General features: G+C 65.2%; 17 protein-coding genes. 15 read left to right on the top strand and 2 right to left on the bottom strand.

Annotation, left to right across the window (positions count from 1 at the left end; all coding sequences use genetic code 11):
* Positions 1-60 precede the first annotated feature (60 nt).
* Positions 61-3222 (bottom strand): multidrug efflux RND transporter permease subunit, encoded by a 3162-nt coding sequence (locus JQ639_RS06485; protein WP_211970370.1) that lies wholly within the window; start codon positions 3220-3222, stop codon positions 61-63.
* Positions 3219-4379 carry an efflux RND transporter periplasmic adaptor subunit gene (locus JQ639_RS06480; RefSeq protein ID WP_211970369.1) on the bottom strand — a complete coding sequence of 387 codons (1161 nt, stop codon included), beginning with the start codon at positions 4377-4379 and terminating at the stop codon, positions 3219-3221. Before JQ639_RS06480 ends, JQ639_RS06485 begins: the two co-directional genes overlap by 4 nt.
* Positions 4380-4731: 352 nt before the next feature.
* On the opposite strand from JQ639_RS06480, the gene araD reads away from it, so the two are divergent.
* From araD to JQ639_RS06405, 15 genes are all read left to right on the top strand, one after another.
* Positions 4732-6474: an L-arabinonate dehydratase gene (gene araD / locus JQ639_RS06475; RefSeq protein ID WP_211970368.1), complete on the top strand. Its 1743-nt coding sequence runs from the start codon at positions 4732-4734 to the stop codon at positions 6472-6474.
* A 161-nt stretch (positions 6475-6635) separates the two neighbouring features.
* Positions 6636-7355: a TetR/AcrR family transcriptional regulator gene (locus JQ639_RS06470; RefSeq protein WP_211970367.1), complete on the top strand. Its 720-nt coding sequence runs from the start codon at positions 6636-6638 to the stop codon at positions 7353-7355.
* Positions 7356-7510: 155 nt separating this feature from the next.
* Positions 7511-8320, top strand: coding sequence for an ABC transporter permease (locus tag JQ639_RS06465; protein ID WP_211970366.1), 810 nt, complete (start codon positions 7511-7513; stop codon positions 8318-8320).
* 67 nt (positions 8321-8387) lie between these two features.
* The gene (locus JQ639_RS06460; RefSeq protein ID WP_211970365.1) at positions 8388-9386 is read left to right on the top strand and encodes an ABC transporter substrate-binding protein; all 999 of its coding nucleotides are present in this window, start codon (positions 8388-8390) and stop codon (positions 9384-9386) included.
* Between the two features lie 74 nt (positions 9387-9460).
* Complete coding sequence (locus JQ639_RS06455; protein WP_249123689.1) at positions 9461-10237, top strand: ABC transporter ATP-binding protein; 777 nt, start codon at positions 9461-9463, stop codon at positions 10235-10237.
* A 75-nt stretch (positions 10238-10312) separates the two neighbouring features.
* Positions 10313-11713 carry an enolase-like domain-containing protein gene (locus tag JQ639_RS06450; protein WP_211970363.1) on the top strand — a complete coding sequence of 467 codons (1401 nt, stop codon included), beginning with the start codon at positions 10313-10315 and terminating at the stop codon, positions 11711-11713.
* Between the two features lie 2 nt (positions 11714-11715).
* Positions 11716-12867 carry a Gfo/Idh/MocA family protein gene (locus tag JQ639_RS06445; protein ID WP_211970362.1) on the top strand — a complete coding sequence of 384 codons (1152 nt, stop codon included), beginning with the start codon at positions 11716-11718 and terminating at the stop codon, positions 12865-12867.
* Between the two features lie 11 nt (positions 12868-12878).
* Positions 12879-14069, top strand: a complete 1191-nt coding sequence (locus JQ639_RS06440) for a dihydrodipicolinate synthase family protein (RefSeq protein WP_211970361.1) — start codon at positions 12879-12881, stop codon at positions 14067-14069.
* Position 14070: 1 nt separating this feature from the next.
* Complete coding sequence (locus tag JQ639_RS06435) at positions 14071-14934, top strand: sugar phosphate isomerase/epimerase family protein (RefSeq protein WP_211970360.1); 864 nt, start codon at positions 14071-14073, stop codon at positions 14932-14934.
* Between the two features lie 351 nt (positions 14935-15285).
* Positions 15286-16458: an acetyl-CoA acetyltransferase gene (locus tag JQ639_RS06430; RefSeq protein WP_211970359.1), complete on the top strand. Its 1173-nt coding sequence runs from the start codon at positions 15286-15288 to the stop codon at positions 16456-16458.
* Between the two features lie 12 nt (positions 16459-16470).
* The gene (locus tag JQ639_RS06425; RefSeq protein ID WP_211970358.1) at positions 16471-18003 is read left to right on the top strand and encodes an AMP-binding protein; all 1533 of its coding nucleotides are present in this window, start codon (positions 16471-16473) and stop codon (positions 18001-18003) included.
* Positions 18004-18036: 33 nt separating this feature from the next.
* A complete protein-coding gene (locus JQ639_RS06420; RefSeq protein ID WP_211970357.1) occupies positions 18037-18222 on the top strand; it encodes a hypothetical protein in 186 nt (61 codons plus the stop codon).
* Between the two features lie 216 nt (positions 18223-18438).
* On the top strand, positions 18439-18669 hold the full coding sequence (locus tag JQ639_RS06415; RefSeq protein WP_211970356.1) for a hypothetical protein: 231 nt from the start codon (positions 18439-18441) through the stop codon (positions 18667-18669).
* 115 nt (positions 18670-18784) lie between these two features.
* On the top strand, positions 18785-19090 hold the full coding sequence (locus JQ639_RS06410; protein WP_211970355.1) for a DUF6968 family protein: 306 nt from the start codon (positions 18785-18787) through the stop codon (positions 19088-19090).
* A 178-nt stretch (positions 19091-19268) separates the two neighbouring features.
* Positions 19269-19559, top strand: a complete 291-nt coding sequence (locus tag JQ639_RS06405) for a DUF7684 family protein (RefSeq protein ID WP_211970354.1) — start codon at positions 19269-19271, stop codon at positions 19557-19559.
* The last annotated feature ends 340 nt before the right edge of the window (positions 19560-19899 follow it).

Here is a 19899-nt window from a genome sequence, read left to right as displayed (position 1 = left end):
CCCGGCAGCGCCGGGCTCTTTGGCTTGGTTCTCCGACATGCGCCAGCGAGCGGATTCCGGCTAGCCGCCGGCCGCCGAGCGCAGTTTTTCGGGAGGATAGGTCTCTTCCTCCGCCGGCGCGTCCGGCGTGGTGCCGTGGTTCTTCGGGCTCATCCAGTTCGACAACTGGTCGAGGTAGAGATAGATCACCGGCGTCGTGAACAACGTCAGCGCCTGGCTGACGATCAGGCCGCCGACCATCGACCATCCCAGCGGCTGGCGCAGTTCCGAGCCGGTGCCATGGCCAAGCATCAGCGGCACGGCGCCCAGCAGGGCAGCCATCGTGGTCATCATGATCGGGCGGAAGCGCAGGATGGCCGCCTGACGGATGCTTTCCTCGCTCGATAGCCTCTGATCGCGTTCGCCGACGATGGCGAAGTCGACCATCATGATGCCGTTCTTCTTGACGATGCCGATCAAGAGGATGATGCCGATCAGCGCGATCAGGCTGAAGTCGTAGCCGCCGAGCATCAGCGTGGCGAGCGCGCCCAGCGCTGCCGACGGCAGCGTCGACAGAATCGTCAGCGGGTGAATGTAGCTCTCGTAGAGCATGCCGAGGATCAGGTAGACCACGATCAGCGCGGCGACGATCAGCAGCGGCACGGTGCTGAGCGACTGCTGGAACGCCTGCGCGGTGCCCTGGAAGCGCATCGACAGCGCGCCCGGCAGTTGCAGCTCGCGCTGCGCCTGCTCGATCGCTGTGGTCGCTTCGCCGAGGGCAACGCCCTGGGCGAGGTTGAACGACACGGTGACCGCCGGGAACTGGCCCTGGTGGCTGACCGTGAGCGGTTGCACCGGCCGTGTCGTCCAGTGGACGAACGACGACAGCGGTACGTTCTGGCCGGTGGTCGGCGACTTGACGTAGATGTTGTTGAGCGTCTGCAGGTCGCCCTGCAGTTCAGGCAGCACCTCGACGATCACCTTGTAGGTGTTGGTCTGGGTGAAGTACTGCGTGACCTGGCGCTGGCCAAAGGCATCGTACAGCGTGTCGTCGATCACCTGCGGCTGGATGCCGAGGCGGGACGCCTGGTCGCGGTCGATGATCAGCGTCAGCGTCGTGCCCTGGGTCTGCTGGTCGGTGGCGACGTCACGCAGCTCCTTCAGCGTGCGCAGCTTGTCCAGGATCTTCGGCGCCCAGGTGTTGAGTTCGTCGAGGTCGGCGTCCTGCACCGTGATCTGGTACTGGGTGCGGGAGATGCGGCCACCGATGCGGACGTCCTGCGCCGACTGCAGGAACAGGCGGGCGCCCTCGACCTGGTCGAGCTTGGGCCGCAGCCGGGCGATAATCTGGTCGGCATTGACGTTGCGCTCGTCGCGCGGCTTCAGCGTGATGAAGACGCGACCGCTGTTGAGGGCGTTGCCGCCGCTGCCGCCGATCGCCATCGCGACGCTGGCGACGGCCGGGTCCTGCTGGATGATGGCGCCGACCTGCTGCTGCTTGCGCATCATGTCCTGGAACGAGATGTCCTGCGCCGCCTCGGACTGGCCGACGATCAGACCGGTGTCCTGTTGCGGGAAGAAGCCCTTGGGAATGATGATGAACAGTGCGACGGTGGCGGCGAGCGACACCAGGAACACGGCGAGCGTGAGCTTGCGGAAGCGCAGCGCCAGGTCGAGGCCGCGCTTGTAGCCGTTGAGCATGGCGTCGAAGACGCGCTCGCTGGCGTTGTAGAAGCGGCCGTGCTTTTCGTCGCTGTGGGGCTTGAGGAAGCGCGACGCCATCATCGGCGTCAGCGTCAGGGACACGAATGCCGACACGGCGATGGTCATCGCCAGCACCACGGAGAACTCGCGGAACAGCCGGCCGATGATGCCGCCCATCAGCAGCAGCGGGATCAGCACGGCGACCAGCGACAGCGAGATCGAGAAGATGGTGAAGCCGATCTCGCCGGCGCCCTTGAGCGCCGCCTGCATCGGGCTTTCGCCCTCCTCGATATAGCGTGTGATGTTTTCCAGCATCACGATGGCGTCGTCGACCACGAAGCCGACCGAGATGGTGAGCGCCATCAGAGACAGGTTGTCGAGCGTGTAGCCTGCCAGCCACATCAGCGCGCAGGCGCCGAGCAGGGCGAGCGGCACGGTGATGCTGGGAATGATGGTCGCCCAGACGTTGCGCAGGAACAGGAAGATCACCATGACCACGAGGGCAATCGTGATCATCAGTGTGAACTGCACGTCGGAGACCGAGGCGCGGATGGTCTGGGTGCGGTCGCTGAGAATGTCGATCTTGATCGCCGGTGGCAGCGCCAGCTCCAGGCGCGGCAGCGCCGCCTTGATGCGGTCGACCGTCTCGATGACGTTGGCGCCGGGCTGCTTGAAGATCACCAGGAAGACGCCGCGCTGGCCGTTGGCCCAGGCCGCCTGCTTGGTGTCTTCGGGGCCGGCGATCGCCTTGCCGATGTCGCGCACGCGGAGCGGCGCGCCGTTGCGGTAGGCGACGATGATGTCGTTCCAGTCCTTGGCGATGGTCAGCTGGTCGTTGGCGTAGATGGTGTAACTGCGCGTCGTGCCGTCGAGCGCGCCTTTGGGGCTGTTGACGGTGGTGACGGCGAGCTGGGCGCGGACGTCTTCGAGCGACAGGCCCTTGGTCGCGAGCTTCGCCGGGTCGAGCTGGATGCGGATCGCCGGCTTCTGCTGGCCGCCGATGGAGACGAGCCCGACGCCGGGCAGCTGGCTGATCTGTTGCGAGATCTTGATCTCGACGTTGTCGTCGAGTTCCGTCAGTGGCATCGTATCCGAGGTCGCCGACAGCAGCAGGATCGGCGAATCCGCCGGGTTGACCTTGCGGTAGGTCGGCGGGCTCGGCAGGTTCTTGGGCAGCTGGCCGCTGGCCGCGTTGATGGCGGCCATGACGTCGTTGGCGGCGCCGTCGATGTTACGGTTGAGGTCGAACTGGATGGTGATCGAGGTCGAGCCGAGTGAACTCGTCGAGGTCAGTTCCGACACGCCGGCGATCTGGGCGAACTGGTTCTCGAGCGGCTGGGCGACCGACGATGCCATGGTGTCGGGGCTGGCGCCCGGCAGGCTGGCCGACACCGAGATGGTCGGGAAGTCGATCTGCGGCAACGGCGCGACCGGCAACTGCGGATAGGCGATGAGGCCAACGAACAGCACGCCCGCCATCATCAGCGAGGTGGCGATCGGCCGTTTGATGAAGGGTCCGGAAAGGCCGCCGCTGCTCATGGCCGGGCACTCCGTCCGACGGTTTCGTTGGACGCTTCGTTCACTGCGACGGTCGAGCCGTTCTGCAGGCGATACTGGCCGGCGACCACGACGCGGTCACCCGGCGCGATCCCCTTGGTGATGACGACGTCGTCGGTGTTGCCTTCGCCGATCTCGACCGGGCGGATCTGGGCCTTCTGGTTGCCGTCGACGACATAGGCGGTGAGGCCCTGCTGGGCATGCTGGACTGCCGATTGCGGCACCACCACGACGTTGTCGAGGGTCTGGATCGGAAGGCGCACCACGACGGCGAGACCGGGCCACAGCGCGTTGTCGGCATTGGGGAAGGTGGCCTTGAGCTGGATGGTGGCGGTGCTCGCGTCGACCTGGTTGTTGATCACCGTCAGCGTGCCGTCGGCGAGCTTGCGCTTGCCGTCGGCACTGTAAGCGGTGGCGACGACCGCGCCCTTCTGCATCGCCGCATTGATGTCGCTGATCTGGCCCTCCGGCAGCGTGAACACGGCCGAGATCGGCTGCACCTGGGTGATGGTGACGATGCCGGTCTGGCTCGAGGCGTTGACGATGTTGCCCTGGTCGACGAGTCGGAAGCCGACGCGGCCGGTGATCGGCGAGCGGATGTTGGTGTAGTCGAGTTGGGTCTTGGCGTTGTCGAGCGCGGCGTTGTCCGCCTGCACCAGCGCCGTGTTCTGTGCCACCGCCGCCGTCTGGGTGTCGAGCTGCTGGCGTGAGGCGAAGTCCTGCTTGGCGAGGGTGGAGTAGCGCTGCAGGTCGAGCTCGGAGTTGTGCAGCGTTGCCTGGTCCTGGGCGAGCTTGGCGGTCGCCTGGTCGACGGCGGCCTGGTAGGGACGGGGATCGATCCGGGCGAGCTGGTCGCCCTGCTGCACGGTCTGGCCTTCCTTGAACAGGATCTTGATGACCTCGCCGTCGACGCGGGTGCGGGCGGTGACGGTGTTGAAGGCCTGCACGGTGCCGAGGCCGCTCAGGACCACCGGGAAGGTTGTCGCTCGGGCCGTCATGACGGTGACGGGAACGGCATTGGGGCGGCCCTTCGCGTTGGCGGCCTGCTCGGGCTTGCCGTAGAAGCGGCCGTACCCGAAGTAGAGGCCCCCGCAGACCACGAGCGTGAGGGCGAGGAAAACCCAGCGTCGAACCGTCATTGACCGTCTTTCTTGTTCAAAGCATCTGCATTTAACCAGGCGGCGCATTAAGCCTGAACACGCTGCAACGCGAAATGGCCTAACGTCGATTCTTGCGAATTTGTAATACTCGGCCCGGCCGACCGAGAATGTCGCACACGTTATGCGAACAAACCCTGCCTGGGCTTGCGATCCTCCTGCAGCGCGGGATCAATTCTCCTTGATGCCTAAACCGATGGTTGCAGGCTGGCGCATGCGAAGCCGGGCGACGCAAGGCGCAAGGCCGCAGGCCGCGCCTGCGATTCGCGTCCGCCTTGCTGCCGCATCGGGCCTGCGGTAGGGCAGGAGCGAGCCCATCCGGATGGTCCATCTCATGACAAGCAAGCCACGCAAGACCGCCGAGCAACTGCGCTGCCATCGCTGGTACGGCGTGCAGGACCTGCGTTCGTTCGGCCACCGCTCGCGCACCGCTCAGATGGGCTATCACCGCTCTGAGTATGCCGGGAAGCCGGTGGTCGCGATCATCAATACCTGGAGCGACATCAACCCCTGCCACAGCCACTTCAAGCAGCGGGTCGAGGAGGTCAAGCGCGGGGTGTGGCAGGCCGGCGGCTTCCCGGTCGAGATGCCGGCGATCAGCCTGTCCGAGCCATTCCAGAAGCCGACCACGATGCTCTATCGCAACCTGCTGGCGATGGAGACCGAGGAATTGCTGCGCTCCTATCCAGCCGACGGCGCGGTGCTGATGGGCGGCTGCGACAAGACCACGCCGGCGCTGATCATGGGAGCGATCTCCATGAATCTGCCCGCCATTTTCGTCCCCGCGGGCCCGATGCTGCGCGGCAACTGGAACGGCGCGACGCTCGGCAGCGGCTCCGATACCTGGAAGTACTGGGCCGATCTGCGCGCCGGCAAGATCACGCAAGCCGACTGGCAGGGCGTGGAGGAGGGCATCGCGCGTTCCGCCGGCCACTGCATGACCATGGGAACCGCCTCGACCATGACCAGCGCCGCCGAGGCGCTGGGGCTGACGCTGCCGGGCGCGGCGTCGATTCCGGCGTCCGATTCCCGCCACGGCCAGATGGCGGCGCTGTCGGGCCGGCGTATTGTCGACATGATCTGGGAGGACCTCACGCCACGTGACATCCTCACGCCGGCGGCATTCGACAATGCCATCACCACGGTGCTGGCGCTCTCCGGCTCGACCAACGCCATCGTGCATCTGATCGCGCTGGCGCGGCGCGCCGGCATCGATCTCACTGTCGACCGCTTCGACGAACTCGCGCGGCGCGTGCCGGTGCTCGCCAATCTGCGTCCGTCGGGCAAGTACCTGATGGAAGACTTCTACTACGCCGGAGGGCTGCGCGCGCTGCTGGTTCAACTCGGCGATCTCATCGTGGGCGGCGAGCGCACGGTCAATGGCCGCACGCTGGCGGAGAACATCGCCGGCGCCGAGGTGTTCAACGACGACGTGATCCGCGACCGCGACCGGCCGCTTGTGCCCTGCGATGGTCTTGCGGTGTTGCGCGGCAACCTCGCGCCGGACGGCGCGGTCATCAAGCCGGCGGCGGCGGAGGCGCGGCTGCATCGCCATGTCGGGCGTGCGGTGGTGTTCGCCAACTACAACGACATGGCGAAGCGCATCGACGACCCCGCGCTCGACATCGATGCCGACAGCGTGATCGTGCTGCAGAACGCCGGGCCTCATGGTGCGCCCGGCATGCCCGAATGGGGGCAACTGCCGATCCCGAAGAAGCTGCTGGAACAGGGCGTGCGCGACATGGTGCGCATCTCCGACGCCCGCATGAGCGGCACGAGCTACGGCGCGTGCGTGCTGCATGTCACGCCCGAGGCCGCGGTCGGCGGGCCGCTGGCGCTGGTGCGCGACGGCGATCGCATCGAGCTCGACGTCGCCGCGCGCAGGCTCAACGTCCTGATCTCCGACGACGAACTCGCGGCCCGCCGCGCCGCCTGGGTTCCGCCGCCGCCGAAGTTCGAGCGCGGCTACGGTCTGCTCTACCTCAAGCATGTCAGCCAGGCCGACAAGGGCTGCGACTTCGACTTCCTGGAGATTCCCTCGGAGCAGGCGCCGACGCCGGAGCCCGAGATTCACTAGCGGCAGTCGTATCGCTGCGCCGGGCCGCCCGCGAGCGCCGGCAGTCGTTCTCAAGCCGCGCGCCTCATGCTACAGGATCATGTCAGGCTGGCGTGGCGGATCCGACATCCGCCTTGCCGGGCTACGATGACGCAACCGCCTGCAAACGAGGACGCCCCATCTTGGCCAAGACCAGTCGACCCGCGAAATGGCAGCGTGATCCGGAAGGCATGCGGCTGCGGATTCTGGCGGCAGCCAAGCGCGAGTTCTCGGACTATGGCCTCGCCGGCGCGCGTGTCGACCGTATTGCCGCGGAGGCTGGCGCCAACAAGCGCATGCTGTACTACCATGTCGGCAACAAGGAGGACCTCTATCTCACGGTCCTGGAGGGCGCCTATGAGCACATCCGCGCCGAGGAGCGCGAGCTGAACCTCGAGCACCTCGATCCGCCGGAGGCGATCGAAGTGCTGATCAGTTTCACCTGGAACTATTTCATCCGCAATCCCGAGTTCCTGGCGCTGCTAAACACCGAAAATCTCGAGCGCGCCGCCCATCTCAAGCGCTCGACCAAGGTGAAGTCGATGCACTCGCCGTTCGTCGAGATGATCCGCACCGTAGTCGATCGCGGCGTCGCGCGCGGCGACTTCCAGGTCGCGATGGACCCGGTGCAGCTCTATATTTCCATCGCCGCCCTGTGCTTTTTCTATCTGTCGAACAGCGCGACGCTCAGTGTCATCTTCGGCCGCAACCTGCTGTCGACCGAGGCCAAGGATGAACGGCTTGCCCATGTCGTCGGCCTCGTGCTGGCGGCGCTGACGGGGACGCCTGCTGGCGCACAGTCCGGCAAGAAGAAGACGGCGAAGGCGGCGAAGGCTCGCGCGCTGGCGACCACGACCGTCTGATTTTTCTCGATTTTCGAAGCCGTTGCGGCGACGCCGGGCCCTGCGGCCTTTCGGCGCGAACGCGCCGATTTGACATTCGGTGAAGGCTGCGTAGTATTTATCCAACGAGTTAAATTGTTGCCGGCGGAACGGCGGGGCGCCTGGGAGGACGATCGATGGATGAACGCAAGGGCCGGGGCGGCGTCGCTGCGCTGCTGCGCAATGCGTGGGTGCGGCCGTTCCTCTTCCTGGCCCTGCTGGTGGTCGCCTGGGACCTCTCGATCCGCCTCTTCCACATTCCAGCCTATCAGGTGCCGTCGCCGCGCGATGTCGTCATCGTGCTCTGGGAGTCGTGGCCCGAACTGCTGGCGCAGGCGTGGCCGACGACCTACGCAACGCTGTGGGGCTTTGCGTTGTCGGCGCTGTTCGGCATTCCCATTGCGATGCTGATCGCCGGCTCCAAGACGATCGAGAGCTACGTCTATCCGCTCCTGGTGTTCTCGCAGTCGATCCCCAAGGTGGCGATCGCGCCGCTGTTCGTGGTGTGGTTCGGCTTCGGCATCTTCCCGAAGATCATCTCCGCGTTTCTGCTCGGTTTTTTCCCCGTCGTGGTGTCGGCGGTGCAGGGCTTCAAGTCGGTCGATCCGGACATGGTGGACCTCGCGCGCGCCATGCAGGGCAGCCGCTTTCATGTCTTCCGTGCCGTGAACCTGCCGCACGCCATGCCGGCGATCTTCTCCGGCCTCAAGGTATCGGTGACGCTGGCCGTGGTCGGAGCGGTGGTCGGCGAGTTCGTCGGCTCGAACTCCGGCATCGGCTACGTGCTGCAGCGCTCGATCGGCACCTTCGACCTGCCGACGATGTTCGCCGCGCTGGTCATCCTGGCGCTGATGGGCGTGGTGCTGTTCTGGCTCGTCGACCGCATCGAACGCTTCGTCATTCCCTGGCATGTCAGCCAGCGCAACGACCTCGTCATCGCCGTGTAGGCGAGGCGGCTTAAGACCGATCAAGCAACAAGCAGCATCAAGGCTGCGTGGACCTGGAGGAGTAGCAATGAAGAAGATGATCGCGACGATCGCTGCATTCGCGTGGGCCGGGCTCTCGGTCACGACCCCGGCGTCGGCCGCCGACAAGGTGGTGCTGATGCTCAACTGGTACGTCTATGGCGAGCATGCGCCGTTCTATTACGGCAAGGAAAAGGGTATCTACGCTGCCGAGGGCATCGATCTCGACATCCAGGAAGGGCGCGGCTCGGCGGCGACCACCCAGGCGGTGGCGGCGAAGACCGCGAACTTCGGCTACGTCGACGTGCCGACCATGATGCGCGCCACCATCAAGGGCGCCCCGGTCATCGCCACCGGCGTGCTGCTGCAGACCAGCCCGATGTCGGTGATGGGTTTCGCCGACAAGAACATCCGCAAGCCGGAAGACATCAAGGGCAAGACGGTGGCGATCACACCGGCTGACTCCATGACCCAGATCTGGCCGCTGTTCCTCAAGCGCACGGGCCTGAAGGAAGCCGACTTCAAGACGGTCGCCGGTGACGGCCAGACCAAGCTCAATGCGGTGATCAATGGCCAGGCCGACCTGCTGCTGGGCTACGTCATGGACCAGTCGATGAAGATCAAGGATGCCACCGGCAAGGACGTCTACCCCATCAAGTTCGCCGACTACGGCATCAACATGGTGTCGTCGGGCATCATCGCCAACACCGACTATGTCAAGCAGAACGGCGATATCGTGAAGCGCTTCATGGCCGCCACCACCAAGGCGGTGGAAGCCGCCGAGAAGGACCCGAAGGCCGCTGCGCAATCGATCCTCAACGCCAACCCGAAGGGCGGCAAGATCGAGACGCTGACACAGGGCTTCGAACTCACGATCCCGCTCTATCGCACGCCCGAGACCAAGGGTGAGCGTCCCTTCCGCGTCACCGACGGCAACATGGTCGATTCGGTCAGCCTGATGGTCGAGTACGGCGGCCTCGACAGCAAGGCGCTGGAAAATCCGAAGGCGTTCTACACCAACGACTACCTGCCGTCGAAGACCCCTTGATCCGGACACGTGCGACACCAATGACAGCAAGCACTTCCAAGGTTCAGTCCCGGCCCTATCTCGTGCAGCCCGAAATGCGTGGCACATCGGGAATCCGGATTTCCGGCGTGTCCAAGACCTATCGCAGCCGCGACGGCGACGTTCCGTCGCTGCGGCCCCTCGACTTCAACATCAACGACGGCGAGTTCTTCGTCGTCGTCGGCCCGTCCGGCTGCGGCAAGTCCACGCTGCTGAAGCTGATCTCGGGCCTGCTGCCGCCGACCACCGGCGAGGTGCTGGTGGACGGCGAGAAGGTGGTGCAGCCGCACGGCAATGTCGGCATCGTGTTCCAGAACGCGCTGCTGCTGCCGTGGCGCACTATTCTCGGCAACGTCATGCTGCCGATCGACATGAAACGGCTGCCGCGCGACAAGTACCTGCCGCGCGCCAAGGCGCTCCTCAAGATGGTCGGCCTGGAGGGCTTCGAGAAGAAGCTGCCCTGGCAGCTCTCGGGCGGCATGCAGCAGCGTGCATCGATCTGCCGCGCGCTGGTGCACGATCCCAAGATCATGCTGATGGACGAGCCGTTCGGCGCGCTCGACGCCATGACGCGCGAGCGCATGAACGTCGAGCTGCAGCGCATCCAGAGCGAGACGCGCAAGACCGTGCTGCTGATCACCCACTCGATCCCCGAGGCTGTGTTCCTGGCCGACCGCGTGCTGGTGATGACCGAGCGGCCCGGTGCGATCGCGGCGATCTACGACGTGCCGCTGCCACGGCCGCGCACGCTCGATATCATGGCGGACCCGCGGTTCATCGCGCTGACCCAGAAGATCCGGGGACATTTCCTCGCCCAGGGCGCGCTCGACTGACAGTTCGCACCACTGAAACGTCCGTTCGTCCGGTCCACGCATGGACCGTGACGCACGGCAGATGAGCAACTTACGATGACACCACGATTGGCCGTCCGCGACATTGCCCTGTTCGAGCGACAGGTGCGGTTCGCCAAGCCGTTCCGCTTTGGCGCGGTGACCGTCGACACCGCGCCGCAGGCCTATGTGCGGGTGGAAATCGAGGTCGAGGGCCGCGGCACGTCGATCGGCGCCAGCGCCGAGATGATGATGCCGAAGTGGTTCGACAAGCGGCCGGAGCTGTCGCCGGCAGCGACCGTCGACGAACTGCGCCGTTCGCTCGCCGGCGCCCGGGATCTCTATCTCTCCGGGGACGGTTTCGACACGGCGTTTGGCCTGCATGCCAGTCGTGTCGGCGTTCAGCTTGCGCGCTGCGCGAAAGAGAGCATCCCGCCGCTCGCCGCCGCGTTCGGGCCGGCGGAGATCGACAAGGCCGTTCTCGATGCGTTGCTGCGTGCGCTCGGCGTGGATTTTTTCACGGCGATGGCTGGCAATGCCGCCGGGATCGACGCTCGCCTGACGCCGGATCTGGTGCCGTCCGGGATCGATGGTTTTCTCGCGTCCCGGGCACCTGGCGCGTCGGTCGCCATCCGCCACACTGTCGGGCTCGACGACGAGTTGCACGGTGCAGGGGGCGTGGCTGCGATCGCAGCCGGCCGCTGCACGCGGTTCTTCAAGCTCAAACTCGGTGGCCGGCCACAGGCCGACGCCGAGCGTCTCGCGGCCATCGGCCGAGAGATCGATACGGTCGGCGGCGATATCCAGGTGACGCTCGATGCCAACGAGCAGTACGCCGATCTTGCCGCGCTTGCCGACCTGATGGGGCATCTCGACAGCGACAAGGCGCTGGCGCCGATCGCGCGGCGCCTGCTCTATCTCGAGCAGCCGATGCCGCGCGACATCACCGCGCAGACGCCGCTGGGCGCACTGGCGCGGCGCAATGTCATCATCGACGAAGCCGACGATTCCTACGGCGCATTCGCAGCGGCAAAGGTGCTGGGTTATCGCGGCGTGTCGTCGAAATCCTGCAAGGGCCTCTACAAGTCCATCCTCAACGCCGTGCGGGCGGCACGCTGGAGCGCGGAAGGGCCGGCATACTTTGTCTCCGGCGAGGATCTGACCTGCCAGGCCGGTCTCGGCGTGCAGCAGGACCTTGCGCTCGGTGCGCTGCTCGGCCTGACCCACGCCGAGCGCAACGGCCATCACTACGTTGCTGGCTTTGGCGATGCCCCGGCAGCCGAAGCGAAGGCCTTCATGGCGGCGCATCCGGATCTCTACGTCGATCGCGGCGAAGGCGTTCGCCTGGCGGCTGCGGCCGGCGCGCTGTCGACGGCGTCGCTGCGCAAGCCGGGCTTCGCCGGCGGCGCGCATCCCGATTGGGCGTCCCTTTCACCTCTTCACGAACCCTCACACGACAAAAATCTTCAGGAGCACTGAGTATGGCGACACAGCGTCTTGGCGTGATCATGAACGGCGTCACCGGCCGCATGGGTCTCAACCAGCATCTGGTCCGTTCGATCCTCGCGATCCGCGAGCAGGGCGGCGTGGTTCTGGCGAACGGCGATCGCGTGGTGCCCGATCCGATCCTGGTCGGCCGCAACGCCGACAAGATCGAGCGGCTGGCGAAGTCGCTCAAGGTCGAGCGCTGGACCACGGACCTCGACCGTGCGCTCGCCGACCCCAACGACACCATCTTCTTCGACGCCGCGACGACACAGGCGCGCCCGACGCTGCTCACCAAGGCGATCGAGGCCGGCAAGCACATCTACTGCGAGAAGCCGATCGCGACCAATTTCGAGGAAGCGCTCAAGGTCGTGAAGCTCGCTAATGCCAGGGGCATCAAGCACGGCACCGTCCAGGATAAGCTGTTTCTGCCGGGCCTGAAGAAGCTGCGCATGCTCCGCGATTCCGGCTTCTTCGGCCGCATGCTGTCGGTGCGCGGCGAGTTCGGCTACTGGGTGTTCGAGGGCGACTGGCAGGACGCCCAGCGGCCGTCGTGGAACTACCGCGCCGAGGACGGCGGCGGCATGATCCTCGACATGGTCTGCCACTGGCGTTACGTGCTCGACAACCTGTTCGGGGAAGTCGAGAGCCTGACCTGCTTCGGCACCACCGACATTCCCGAACGCTGGGACGAGCAGGGCAAGAAGTACAAGGCGACCGCGGACGATTCCGCCTATGCCACCTTCCGCCTCAAGGGCGGCGTCATCGCCCACATCAACATGTCCTGGGTGACCCGCGTCTACCGTGACGACCTCGTCACCTTCCAGGTCGACGGCACCAACGGCTCGGCTGTCGCCGGCCTCACCGAGTGCATGATCCAGGCGCGCCAGGCGACGCCGCGGCCGGTGTGGAATCCGGACGAGAAGCGCACCCACGATTTCTATGCCGACTGGCAGCGCGTGCCCGACAACGCGGTCTACGACAACGGCTTCAAGGAGCAGTGGGAGATGTTCATCCGCCACGTCTGCGAGGATGCGCCCTATAAGTACACGTTGCTCGAAGGCGCCAAGGGCGTGCAACTCGTCGAATGCGCGCTGCAGAGCTGGCGCGAGCGTCGCTGGGTGGACGTGCCCGCAATCAAGGCCTGAGGGAGGATGTCATGAACAAGCATGCGGCCTCGGTGACGGGGCTCTCGCTGCAATTGCCGCGGGCCGACGGCACGCTGGAGACCTACCACCCGTCGTCGCCGCGGGCGTTTCCCGCGCGCCTCGAAGGCACGCTCAACCGCGTGGTGTACTCGGCGGCCCATGTGGTCGCCGATCCGCGCGCCGACAACGATCCGTGGCTGACGGCGGCGATCGACTGGGACCGCACCATCGCATTCCGCGAACATGTCTGGGATCTCGGTCTCGGCGTCGCCGAGGCGATGGACACCGCCCAGCGCGGCATGGGGCTGGACTGGCCCACGTCGCTGGAACTGATCCGGCGTTCGGTCGCAGCCGCCAGGCCGCGCGGCGCGCTGGTCGCCTCGGGCGCCGGCACCGACCATCTCGCGCCGGAGGACGCGAAGTCGATCGACGACGTCATCAGGGCTTATGAGGAGCAGGTCGGCGCGGTGGAAGCCGCCGGCGGCCGTATCATCCTGATGGCATCGCGGGCGCTCGCCCGTATCGGTCGCAACGCGGACGACTACCGCAAAGTGTACGACCGCATCCTGTCGCAGGTGCGCGAGCCCGTCATCATCCACTGGCTCGGCGACATGTTCGATCCCGCGCTGACGGGTTATTGGGGCACCAACGACCTCGATGCGGCGATGGACACCGCGGTCGGCATCATCAATGCCAATGCGGCCAAGGTCGATGGTGTGAAGATCTCGCTGCTCGACAAGCAGCGCGAGATCGACATGCGCCGTCGCCTCGACACGCGCGTCAAGATGTACACCGGCGACGATTTCAACTACGCCGAGCTGATCGCCGGCGACGAGCAGGGCTTCTCGCATGCGCTGCTCGGCATCTTCGATGCCATCGCGCCCGCGGCCTCCTATGCCGTGTCGCGCCTCGCCGCAGGCGACCTCGCCACCTTCCATGACGTGCTGGGACCGACGGTGCCGCTGTCGCGCCACATCTTCAAGGCGCCGACGCGGTTCTACAAGACCGGCGTCGTGTTCATGGCCTATCTCAACGGCCATCAGGACCATTTCACCATGATCGGCGGGCAGGAGAGCACACGCTCGACCGTGCATCTCGCCGAGATTTTCCGGCTCGCCGACAAGGCCGGTTTGTTCGCCGATCCGGCGCGCGCGACCGCCCGCATGAAGGCGGTGCTGGCAACACGGGGCATCGATAGCTGACATGCGTGACTTTTCGAGGGATCACCGGTGGTTGTCGCTGAATACGGCGACGGTCCGCCAGCAGGGCAATCTCGTCGAGATCGTCGACGCCTGCGCCCGCATGGGCATCCGCGCCATCGATCCCTGGCGCGACCAGGTCGCGGCGGTCGGGCTCGAGCGCGCGGTGAAGGCGGTGCGTGACGCCGGCCTCGAATTGTCCGGCTACTGCCGCGGCGGCATGTTTCCGGCGGACGCCGCCCATCGCCAGGCGATGCGCGACGACAACCGCCGTGCCGTCGACGAGGCCAAGGCGCTGGGGGCGCCCTGCATCGTGCTGGTGGTCGGCGGCCTGCCGCAGTATTCGCGGCCTGGCAGCGCGCCGTCAAAGGACATCGCCGGCGCCCGGCAACAGGTCGAGGACGCCATCGCCGAGATGCTGGAATATGCCCGCTCCGTCGGCATGCCGCTGTCGATCGAGCCGCTGCATCCGGCCTATGCGGCCGACCGCGCCTGCGTCAACACCACGAAGCATGCGCTCGACATCTGCGACCGGCTCGATCCGGAGACGTCGGGCATGCTCGGCGTCGCGCTCGATGTCTATCACATCTGGTGGGATCCGGAGGTGATGGCGCAGATCAAGCGTGCCGGCAAGAAGCGCCTGCATGCGTTTCATGTCTGCGACTGGATGGTGCCGACCAGGGATATCCTCAACGATCGCGGCATGATGGGCGATGGCGCCATCGACATTTCCTCGCTGCGCGCTGCGGTCGAGGCTGAAGGGTTCGCGGGCTATTCGGAGATCGAGATCTTCTCCCACGACTGGTGGGCGAAGCCGATGGACGAAGTGCTCACGACCTGCATTGAGCGGCACCGCACCGTGGTGTAGGACGCAACGTCCCGAGTGAGCTCGTTTTCGGTCATCCTGAGGTCGAGCGAAGCGAGCCTCGAAGGATGAACGGCCGAGGCTTTATCGCTCGGGCCGTCGCCCTTCGAGGGCCATGCTTCGCACGGCCACCTCAGGGTAACGGATCACGTGGGGGAATCTATCGCGTTCGGTGGGCGGCCAACGCTTTGTTGCCCCAATACCGCCGCCAGCCGCCCAGCCGGCATGCCTGCCAGTTCCCCCGCCGATATTGATGTCCGCCGGGGACAATGGTTAAGTCGGCCGACTGCGGTGCACAATGCCGCGCGGGCCGGCCGATCCGGCCCGACAACAACGAATGTCGGGAGAACCATCATGACAGCAGCATCGATCGTCGGCTGGGCGCACACGCCGTTCGGCAAGCTCGAGGCCGAAACCGTCGAGAGCCTCATCGTGCGCGTGGCGACGGACGCGCTGGCGGATGCCGGCGTCGCGCCCGGCGATGTCGACGAGATCGTGCTCGGCCACTTCAATGCCGGCTTCTCTCCCCAGGACTTCACCGCGTCGCTGGTGCTGCAGGCCGATCCGGCGCTGCGCTTCAAGCCGGCGGTGCGGGTCGAGAACGCCTGCGCCACCGGCTCGGCCGCTGTGCATCAGGCGATCAAGACCATCCGCTCCGGCGCGGCCAAGGTGGTGCTGGTGGTTGGCGTCGAGCAGATGACCAAGACCCCGGGGCCGGAGATCGGCCGGAACCTGCTGCGCGCGTCCTACCTGCCGGAGGACGGCGAGACCAAGGGCGGCTTCGCCGGCGTGTTCGGCAAGATCGCCGAGCAGTATTTCCAGCGCTATGGCGACCAGTCCGACGCGCTGGCGCTGATCGCGGCGAAGAATCACAAGAACGGCGTGGCCAATCCCTACGCCCAGATGCGCAAGGATCTCGGCTTCGAATATTGCCGCTCGGAGGGCGAGAAGAACCCGTTCGTCGCCGGCCCCCTGAAGCGCACCGACTGTTCGCTGGTGTCCGACGGCGCCGCGGCGCTGGTGCTGACCGACGCCGAGACCGCGAAGGGCATGCGCCGCTCGGTCGCGATCCGCGCCGTCGCCCATGCCCAGGACTTCCTGCCGCTGTCCAAGCGCAACATCGTCGATTTCGAGGGCTGCTCGGTGGCGTGGGGACGGGCGCTGGAAGCGGCCGGCATCACGCTGTCGGACCTGTCCTTCGTCGAGACCCACGACTGCTTCACCATCGCCGAGCTGATCGAGTACGAGGCGATGGGCCTCGTGCCAAAGGGGCAGGGCGCGCGCGCCATCAAGGAAGGCTGGACCTACATCGGCGGCAAGCTGCCGGTGAACGCCTCCGGCGGCCTCAAGGCCAAGGGCCATCCCATCGGCGCCACCGGCGTGTCGATGCATGTGATGAGCGCGATGCAGCTCACTGGCGAGGCGCCGGAGGGCATGCAGCTCAAGAGCCCCAAGCTCGGCGGCATCTTCAACATGGGCGGAGCGGCGGTCGCCAACTACGTCTCGATCCTCGAGCCATCGCGCTGACAGGGCGCTGACATGAACATCGCGGAGTGGCTGGCGGCGAGCGCCCGGCTGGTGCCGGCCGCTCCCGCTTTGCTCGGCGGGACCAAGGTCGAGGCCGACTATGCTACCTTCGCGCGGCGCGCGGCGGCGATCGCCGCCAACCTCGCCGCGCAGGGGCTTGCGCCCGGCGACCGTGTAGCGCTGTTCCTGTTCAATTCGACCGACTATCTCGAATGCCTCTATGGCATCTGGTGGGCAGGCGCGGTAGCCATCCCGATCAACGCCAAGCTGCACGCGCGCGAGGCGGCATGGATCTGCAGCAACGCGCAGGCGAAGCTCGCTTTTGTCGATGCTGAGACCGCGCCGCTGCTGGAGGCCGCGCGGGCCGATCTGCCCGCGGGCCTGCCGCTGATCACGGTCGGCAGCGCGGCCTACACGGCGTTGCGCCAATCCCTGTCATCCGCGCCGCCGGTGGCACGTGAGATCGACGATCTCGCCTGGCTGTTCTACACCTCGGGCACCACCGGGCGTCCGAAGGGCGTGATGCTGAGCAACGGCAACCTGCTGTCGGCGTCGCTGTGCTACCTCGCCGATGTTGACGAGGTTCATCCCGCGGATGCAGCGCTCTACGCCGCGCCGATGTCCCATGGTGCCGGGCTCTACAACTTCATCCATGTGCGGATGGGCTGCCGCCATGTCGTGCCGCCGTCCGGCGGCTTCGACGCCGACGAGGTGCTGACACTTGCGCGCGAGCTCACCTCGGTGTCGATGTTCGCAGCGCCCACCATGGTCAAGCGGCTGGTCGCGGCGGCGCGCAGCCGCGGCGAGACCGGGGAGGGCATCAAGACCGTCGTCTATGGCGGCGGCCCGATGTACCTCGAGGATATCAAGGAGGCGATGGCGGTGATGGGCCAGCGCTTCGTGCAGATCTATGGCCAGGGCGAGTCGCCGATGACCATCACCGCGCTGTCGCGGGCGCACCACGCCGACGTCGATCATCCGCGCCATCTCGACCGGCTGCGTTCGGTCGGCACGGCGCACAGCGCGGTGTGCGTGCGCATCACCGGCACTGACGGCGCGGTGCTGCCGCCGGATGCGGTCGGGGAGATCGAGGTCAAGGGCCCGCCGGTGATGCTGGGATATTGGAACAACCCAAAGGCCACGGCTGAGACGCTCGTTAACGGCTGGCTGCGCACCGGCGATGTCGGCCGGCTCGACGCCGACGGCTTCCTCACCCTCTCGGACCGCTCCAAGGACGTCATCATCTCCGGCGGCACCAACATCTATCCGCGCGAGGTCGAGGAGGTGCTGCTGGCGCATCCGTCGGTGGCAGAGGTCTCGGTGATCGGCGTGCCCGATCCGGAGTGGGGCGAGAATGTCGTCGCCTATCTCGTGCTCGCGCCGGGCGCGACGTTGGACATCGCGGCGCTCGATGCCCACTGCCTCGCCAACATCGCCCGCTTCAAGCGGCCGAAGAGCTATGTCGCGCTCGCCGAGTTGCCGAAGAACAACTACGGCAAGGTGCTGAAGACGACGCTGCGGGAATTGGCAGCGCGGCCGGGGTAAAGCGGTAGTGGCTAGCCATAGGAGCATGCCGCAATGTTGACCAGGGTCGTCAAACTTGCCGAAGAAGATGGCTGGATCCAGGTTGCTATTATTGCCGATGGGATGCAGCTTCAGTCGCTGTCGAAGCGGATCGAACGTGTCGGGTTTGGAGATGAAGCCGATGCGAAAGTGCTTGCGTGCTCGTTCGGCCCGCGAGATACCAAAAATATGTGGCGCTGATCAATGCGCTGGTTTCTACAGGTCGCGGCCATCAATACCTTGATCCGGTAAACGTTGAGGCAACAATAGAATTGTTGGTCTCGCTGAATGAGCTTTCTGCCTGAGTGGAAATTTAGGATTTCTGGCGGGCAGCGCAATCGGAGTGGTCGACGCCCTCTGCCCTTCCGGAGTGGACTCTTCCGATCGAGCCTTTCGCAGGATAGGGAGGGTGATCTAATGAAATACTCTTCGGGCGAGCAGATTCGATTGGGAGATCTGGTCAGATTGGGCGACGACTCCGAAGGAGTTGTTGTGTGCTCTATTGATGCTGATGAATATTCGCTTGAATATCCTAGAGCGCAATGGAGCTATCTCGGGCGGGGCGTTGTTGTCGTGTTCCCAAAGTTTGGTCCCATCCACTACCAGCAGCCAGAAGATGATTTGACGCTGGTCAGTCGCTGCATGTGAGCGCCAGCAAGACCACCGTCGAGGTCGGCTATGCCAGCTTCATTTCTCCCGGGAATCTAATCCCCATTCCATGATCTTTGACAGGGGCGCTGGCTTTTCAAGAGAGATATACATTATGACAAATGCTCAAACTCTCATCGGAACTCGAGAGCTCTCGCTTTCTGATGGAGGCAAAGTTGTTGTGTCGCTGTATCAACCCGTGATGTTCGCACCCCACGAATTTGGTTGCGCCTTTGAGGTCTCCGGTTTGAAGCGTGCCGAAGCAGGACGAGCTATTGGTGGTGACGCGCTCCAGGCTCTCCAACTCGCCCTCGTTCGGATCGGCATAGAGCTGTCGAAATCCGATGAGGGGCAACAAAAGCGACTGATGTGGAACGGAGATCCCGATCTGGGGTTCCCGTCGCCAGATTCTCTACGGTAGCATCCAGTCGGTATGAGGTCTCAGGAGGTTGAGCATGTCGGTGCGTGCCACGTTGACCTTGTCGCCAATTCTCGTCCATCGTTGAGTTCGCTCTGACGGTTGGGGGAGTGTTCCCCGAAGCCTGGCCAGCGAGCGGTGGAATTTTCCAGCGTCATGGCGCATGTTGGCAGGTGGGCCGATGAGCTACGCTCCAAAGATCGTTTTGCAACTGCCCCTGTCGAGCTTGGATGCGCTGGATGCGTTCGTCGAAGATTGTATTCGTGATGGCGTGTCACTCATTGCTATCGTCGGGAAAGACGCAAGTAAAGTCGACGACATCATCGACGAGCTTGTCGTCGGTGATGGTTCAGATCCAAGTCGCTTCATCACGACCTCGTTCCACCCAGATGAGACGGTGGAAGAGGTCTTGGAATTCGCGCGCGCTTGGGAGCGTGAAAAGGATCAAGCGGTTCAGCTTGTCAAGTTGTAAGGCTTGCAGCACGCCGCGTGCGAGCCATACTCACGGCGTCATGCGCAGGCTTGACCCGCGCATCCAGCTTGTTCGCGGTTTTTCATGAGCTCTTAAGCTGGATCACCGGGGCACGGCGCGGGGTCTGTCATCGGGCCACGCTTCGCGCGGATCCATTGGCGCCGGCCCAGGTGATGACGCAAAAATGGGCGCGCCACGTATCTCAGACGACGGCTATGGGCAACAAGTTCCGTCCCGTTCACAAGGCCATTATTCGCACGAGGCACACTGAACCGGATCGTCGTGCCCCGAAGCCGGGCATGACAAGGGAAACCGGTACTTCCGCATGTTTAAAACGTAC

Source organism: Bradyrhizobium sp. U87765 SZCCT0048, from assembly GCF_018131225.1.
In the GTDB taxonomy this organism is placed as follows: domain Bacteria; phylum Pseudomonadota; class Alphaproteobacteria; order Rhizobiales; family Xanthobacteraceae; genus Bradyrhizobium_A.
This window is presented reverse-complemented; position numbering and strand designations above follow the sequence as displayed.

Bases quoted from the DNA above. Each gene is read 5' to 3' on its own strand.
- JQ639_RS06485 (WP_211970370.1), bottom strand. From the start codon at position 3,222: ATGAGCAGCGGCGGCCTTTCCGGACCCTTCATCAAACGGCCGATCGCC.
- JQ639_RS06480 (WP_211970369.1), bottom strand. From the start codon at position 4,379: ATGACGGTTCGACGCTGGGTTTTCCTCGCCCTCACGCTCGTGGTCTGC.
- araD (WP_211970368.1), top strand. From the start codon at position 4,732: ATGACAAGCAAGCCACGCAAGACCGCCGAGCAACTGCGCTGCCATCGC.
- JQ639_RS06465 (WP_211970366.1), top strand. From the start codon at position 7,511: ATGGATGAACGCAAGGGCCGGGGCGGCGTCGCTGCGCTGCTGCGCAAT.
- JQ639_RS06460 (WP_211970365.1), top strand. From the start codon at position 8,388: ATGAAGAAGATGATCGCGACGATCGCTGCATTCGCGTGGGCCGGGCTC.
- JQ639_RS06455 (WP_249123689.1), top strand. From the start codon at position 9,461: ATGCGTGGCACATCGGGAATCCGGATTTCCGGCGTGTCCAAGACCTAT.
- JQ639_RS06450 (WP_211970363.1), top strand. From the start codon at position 10,313: ATGACACCACGATTGGCCGTCCGCGACATTGCCCTGTTCGAGCGACAG.
- JQ639_RS06445 (WP_211970362.1), top strand. From the start codon at position 11,716: ATGGCGACACAGCGTCTTGGCGTGATCATGAACGGCGTCACCGGCCGC.
- JQ639_RS06440 (WP_211970361.1), top strand. From the start codon at position 12,879: ATGAACAAGCATGCGGCCTCGGTGACGGGGCTCTCGCTGCAATTGCCG.
- JQ639_RS06435 (WP_211970360.1), top strand. From the start codon at position 14,071: ATGCGTGACTTTTCGAGGGATCACCGGTGGTTGTCGCTGAATACGGCG.
- JQ639_RS06430 (WP_211970359.1), top strand. From the start codon at position 15,286: ATGACAGCAGCATCGATCGTCGGCTGGGCGCACACGCCGTTCGGCAAG.
- JQ639_RS06425 (WP_211970358.1), top strand. From the start codon at position 16,471: ATGAACATCGCGGAGTGGCTGGCGGCGAGCGCCCGGCTGGTGCCGGCC.
- JQ639_RS06420 (WP_211970357.1), top strand. From the start codon at position 18,037: ATGTTGACCAGGGTCGTCAAACTTGCCGAAGAAGATGGCTGGATCCAG.
- JQ639_RS06415 (WP_211970356.1), top strand. From the start codon at position 18,439: ATGAAATACTCTTCGGGCGAGCAGATTCGATTGGGAGATCTGGTCAGA.
- JQ639_RS06410 (WP_211970355.1), top strand. From the start codon at position 18,785: ATGACAAATGCTCAAACTCTCATCGGAACTCGAGAGCTCTCGCTTTCT.
- JQ639_RS06405 (WP_211970354.1), top strand. From the start codon at position 19,269: ATGAGCTACGCTCCAAAGATCGTTTTGCAACTGCCCCTGTCGAGCTTG.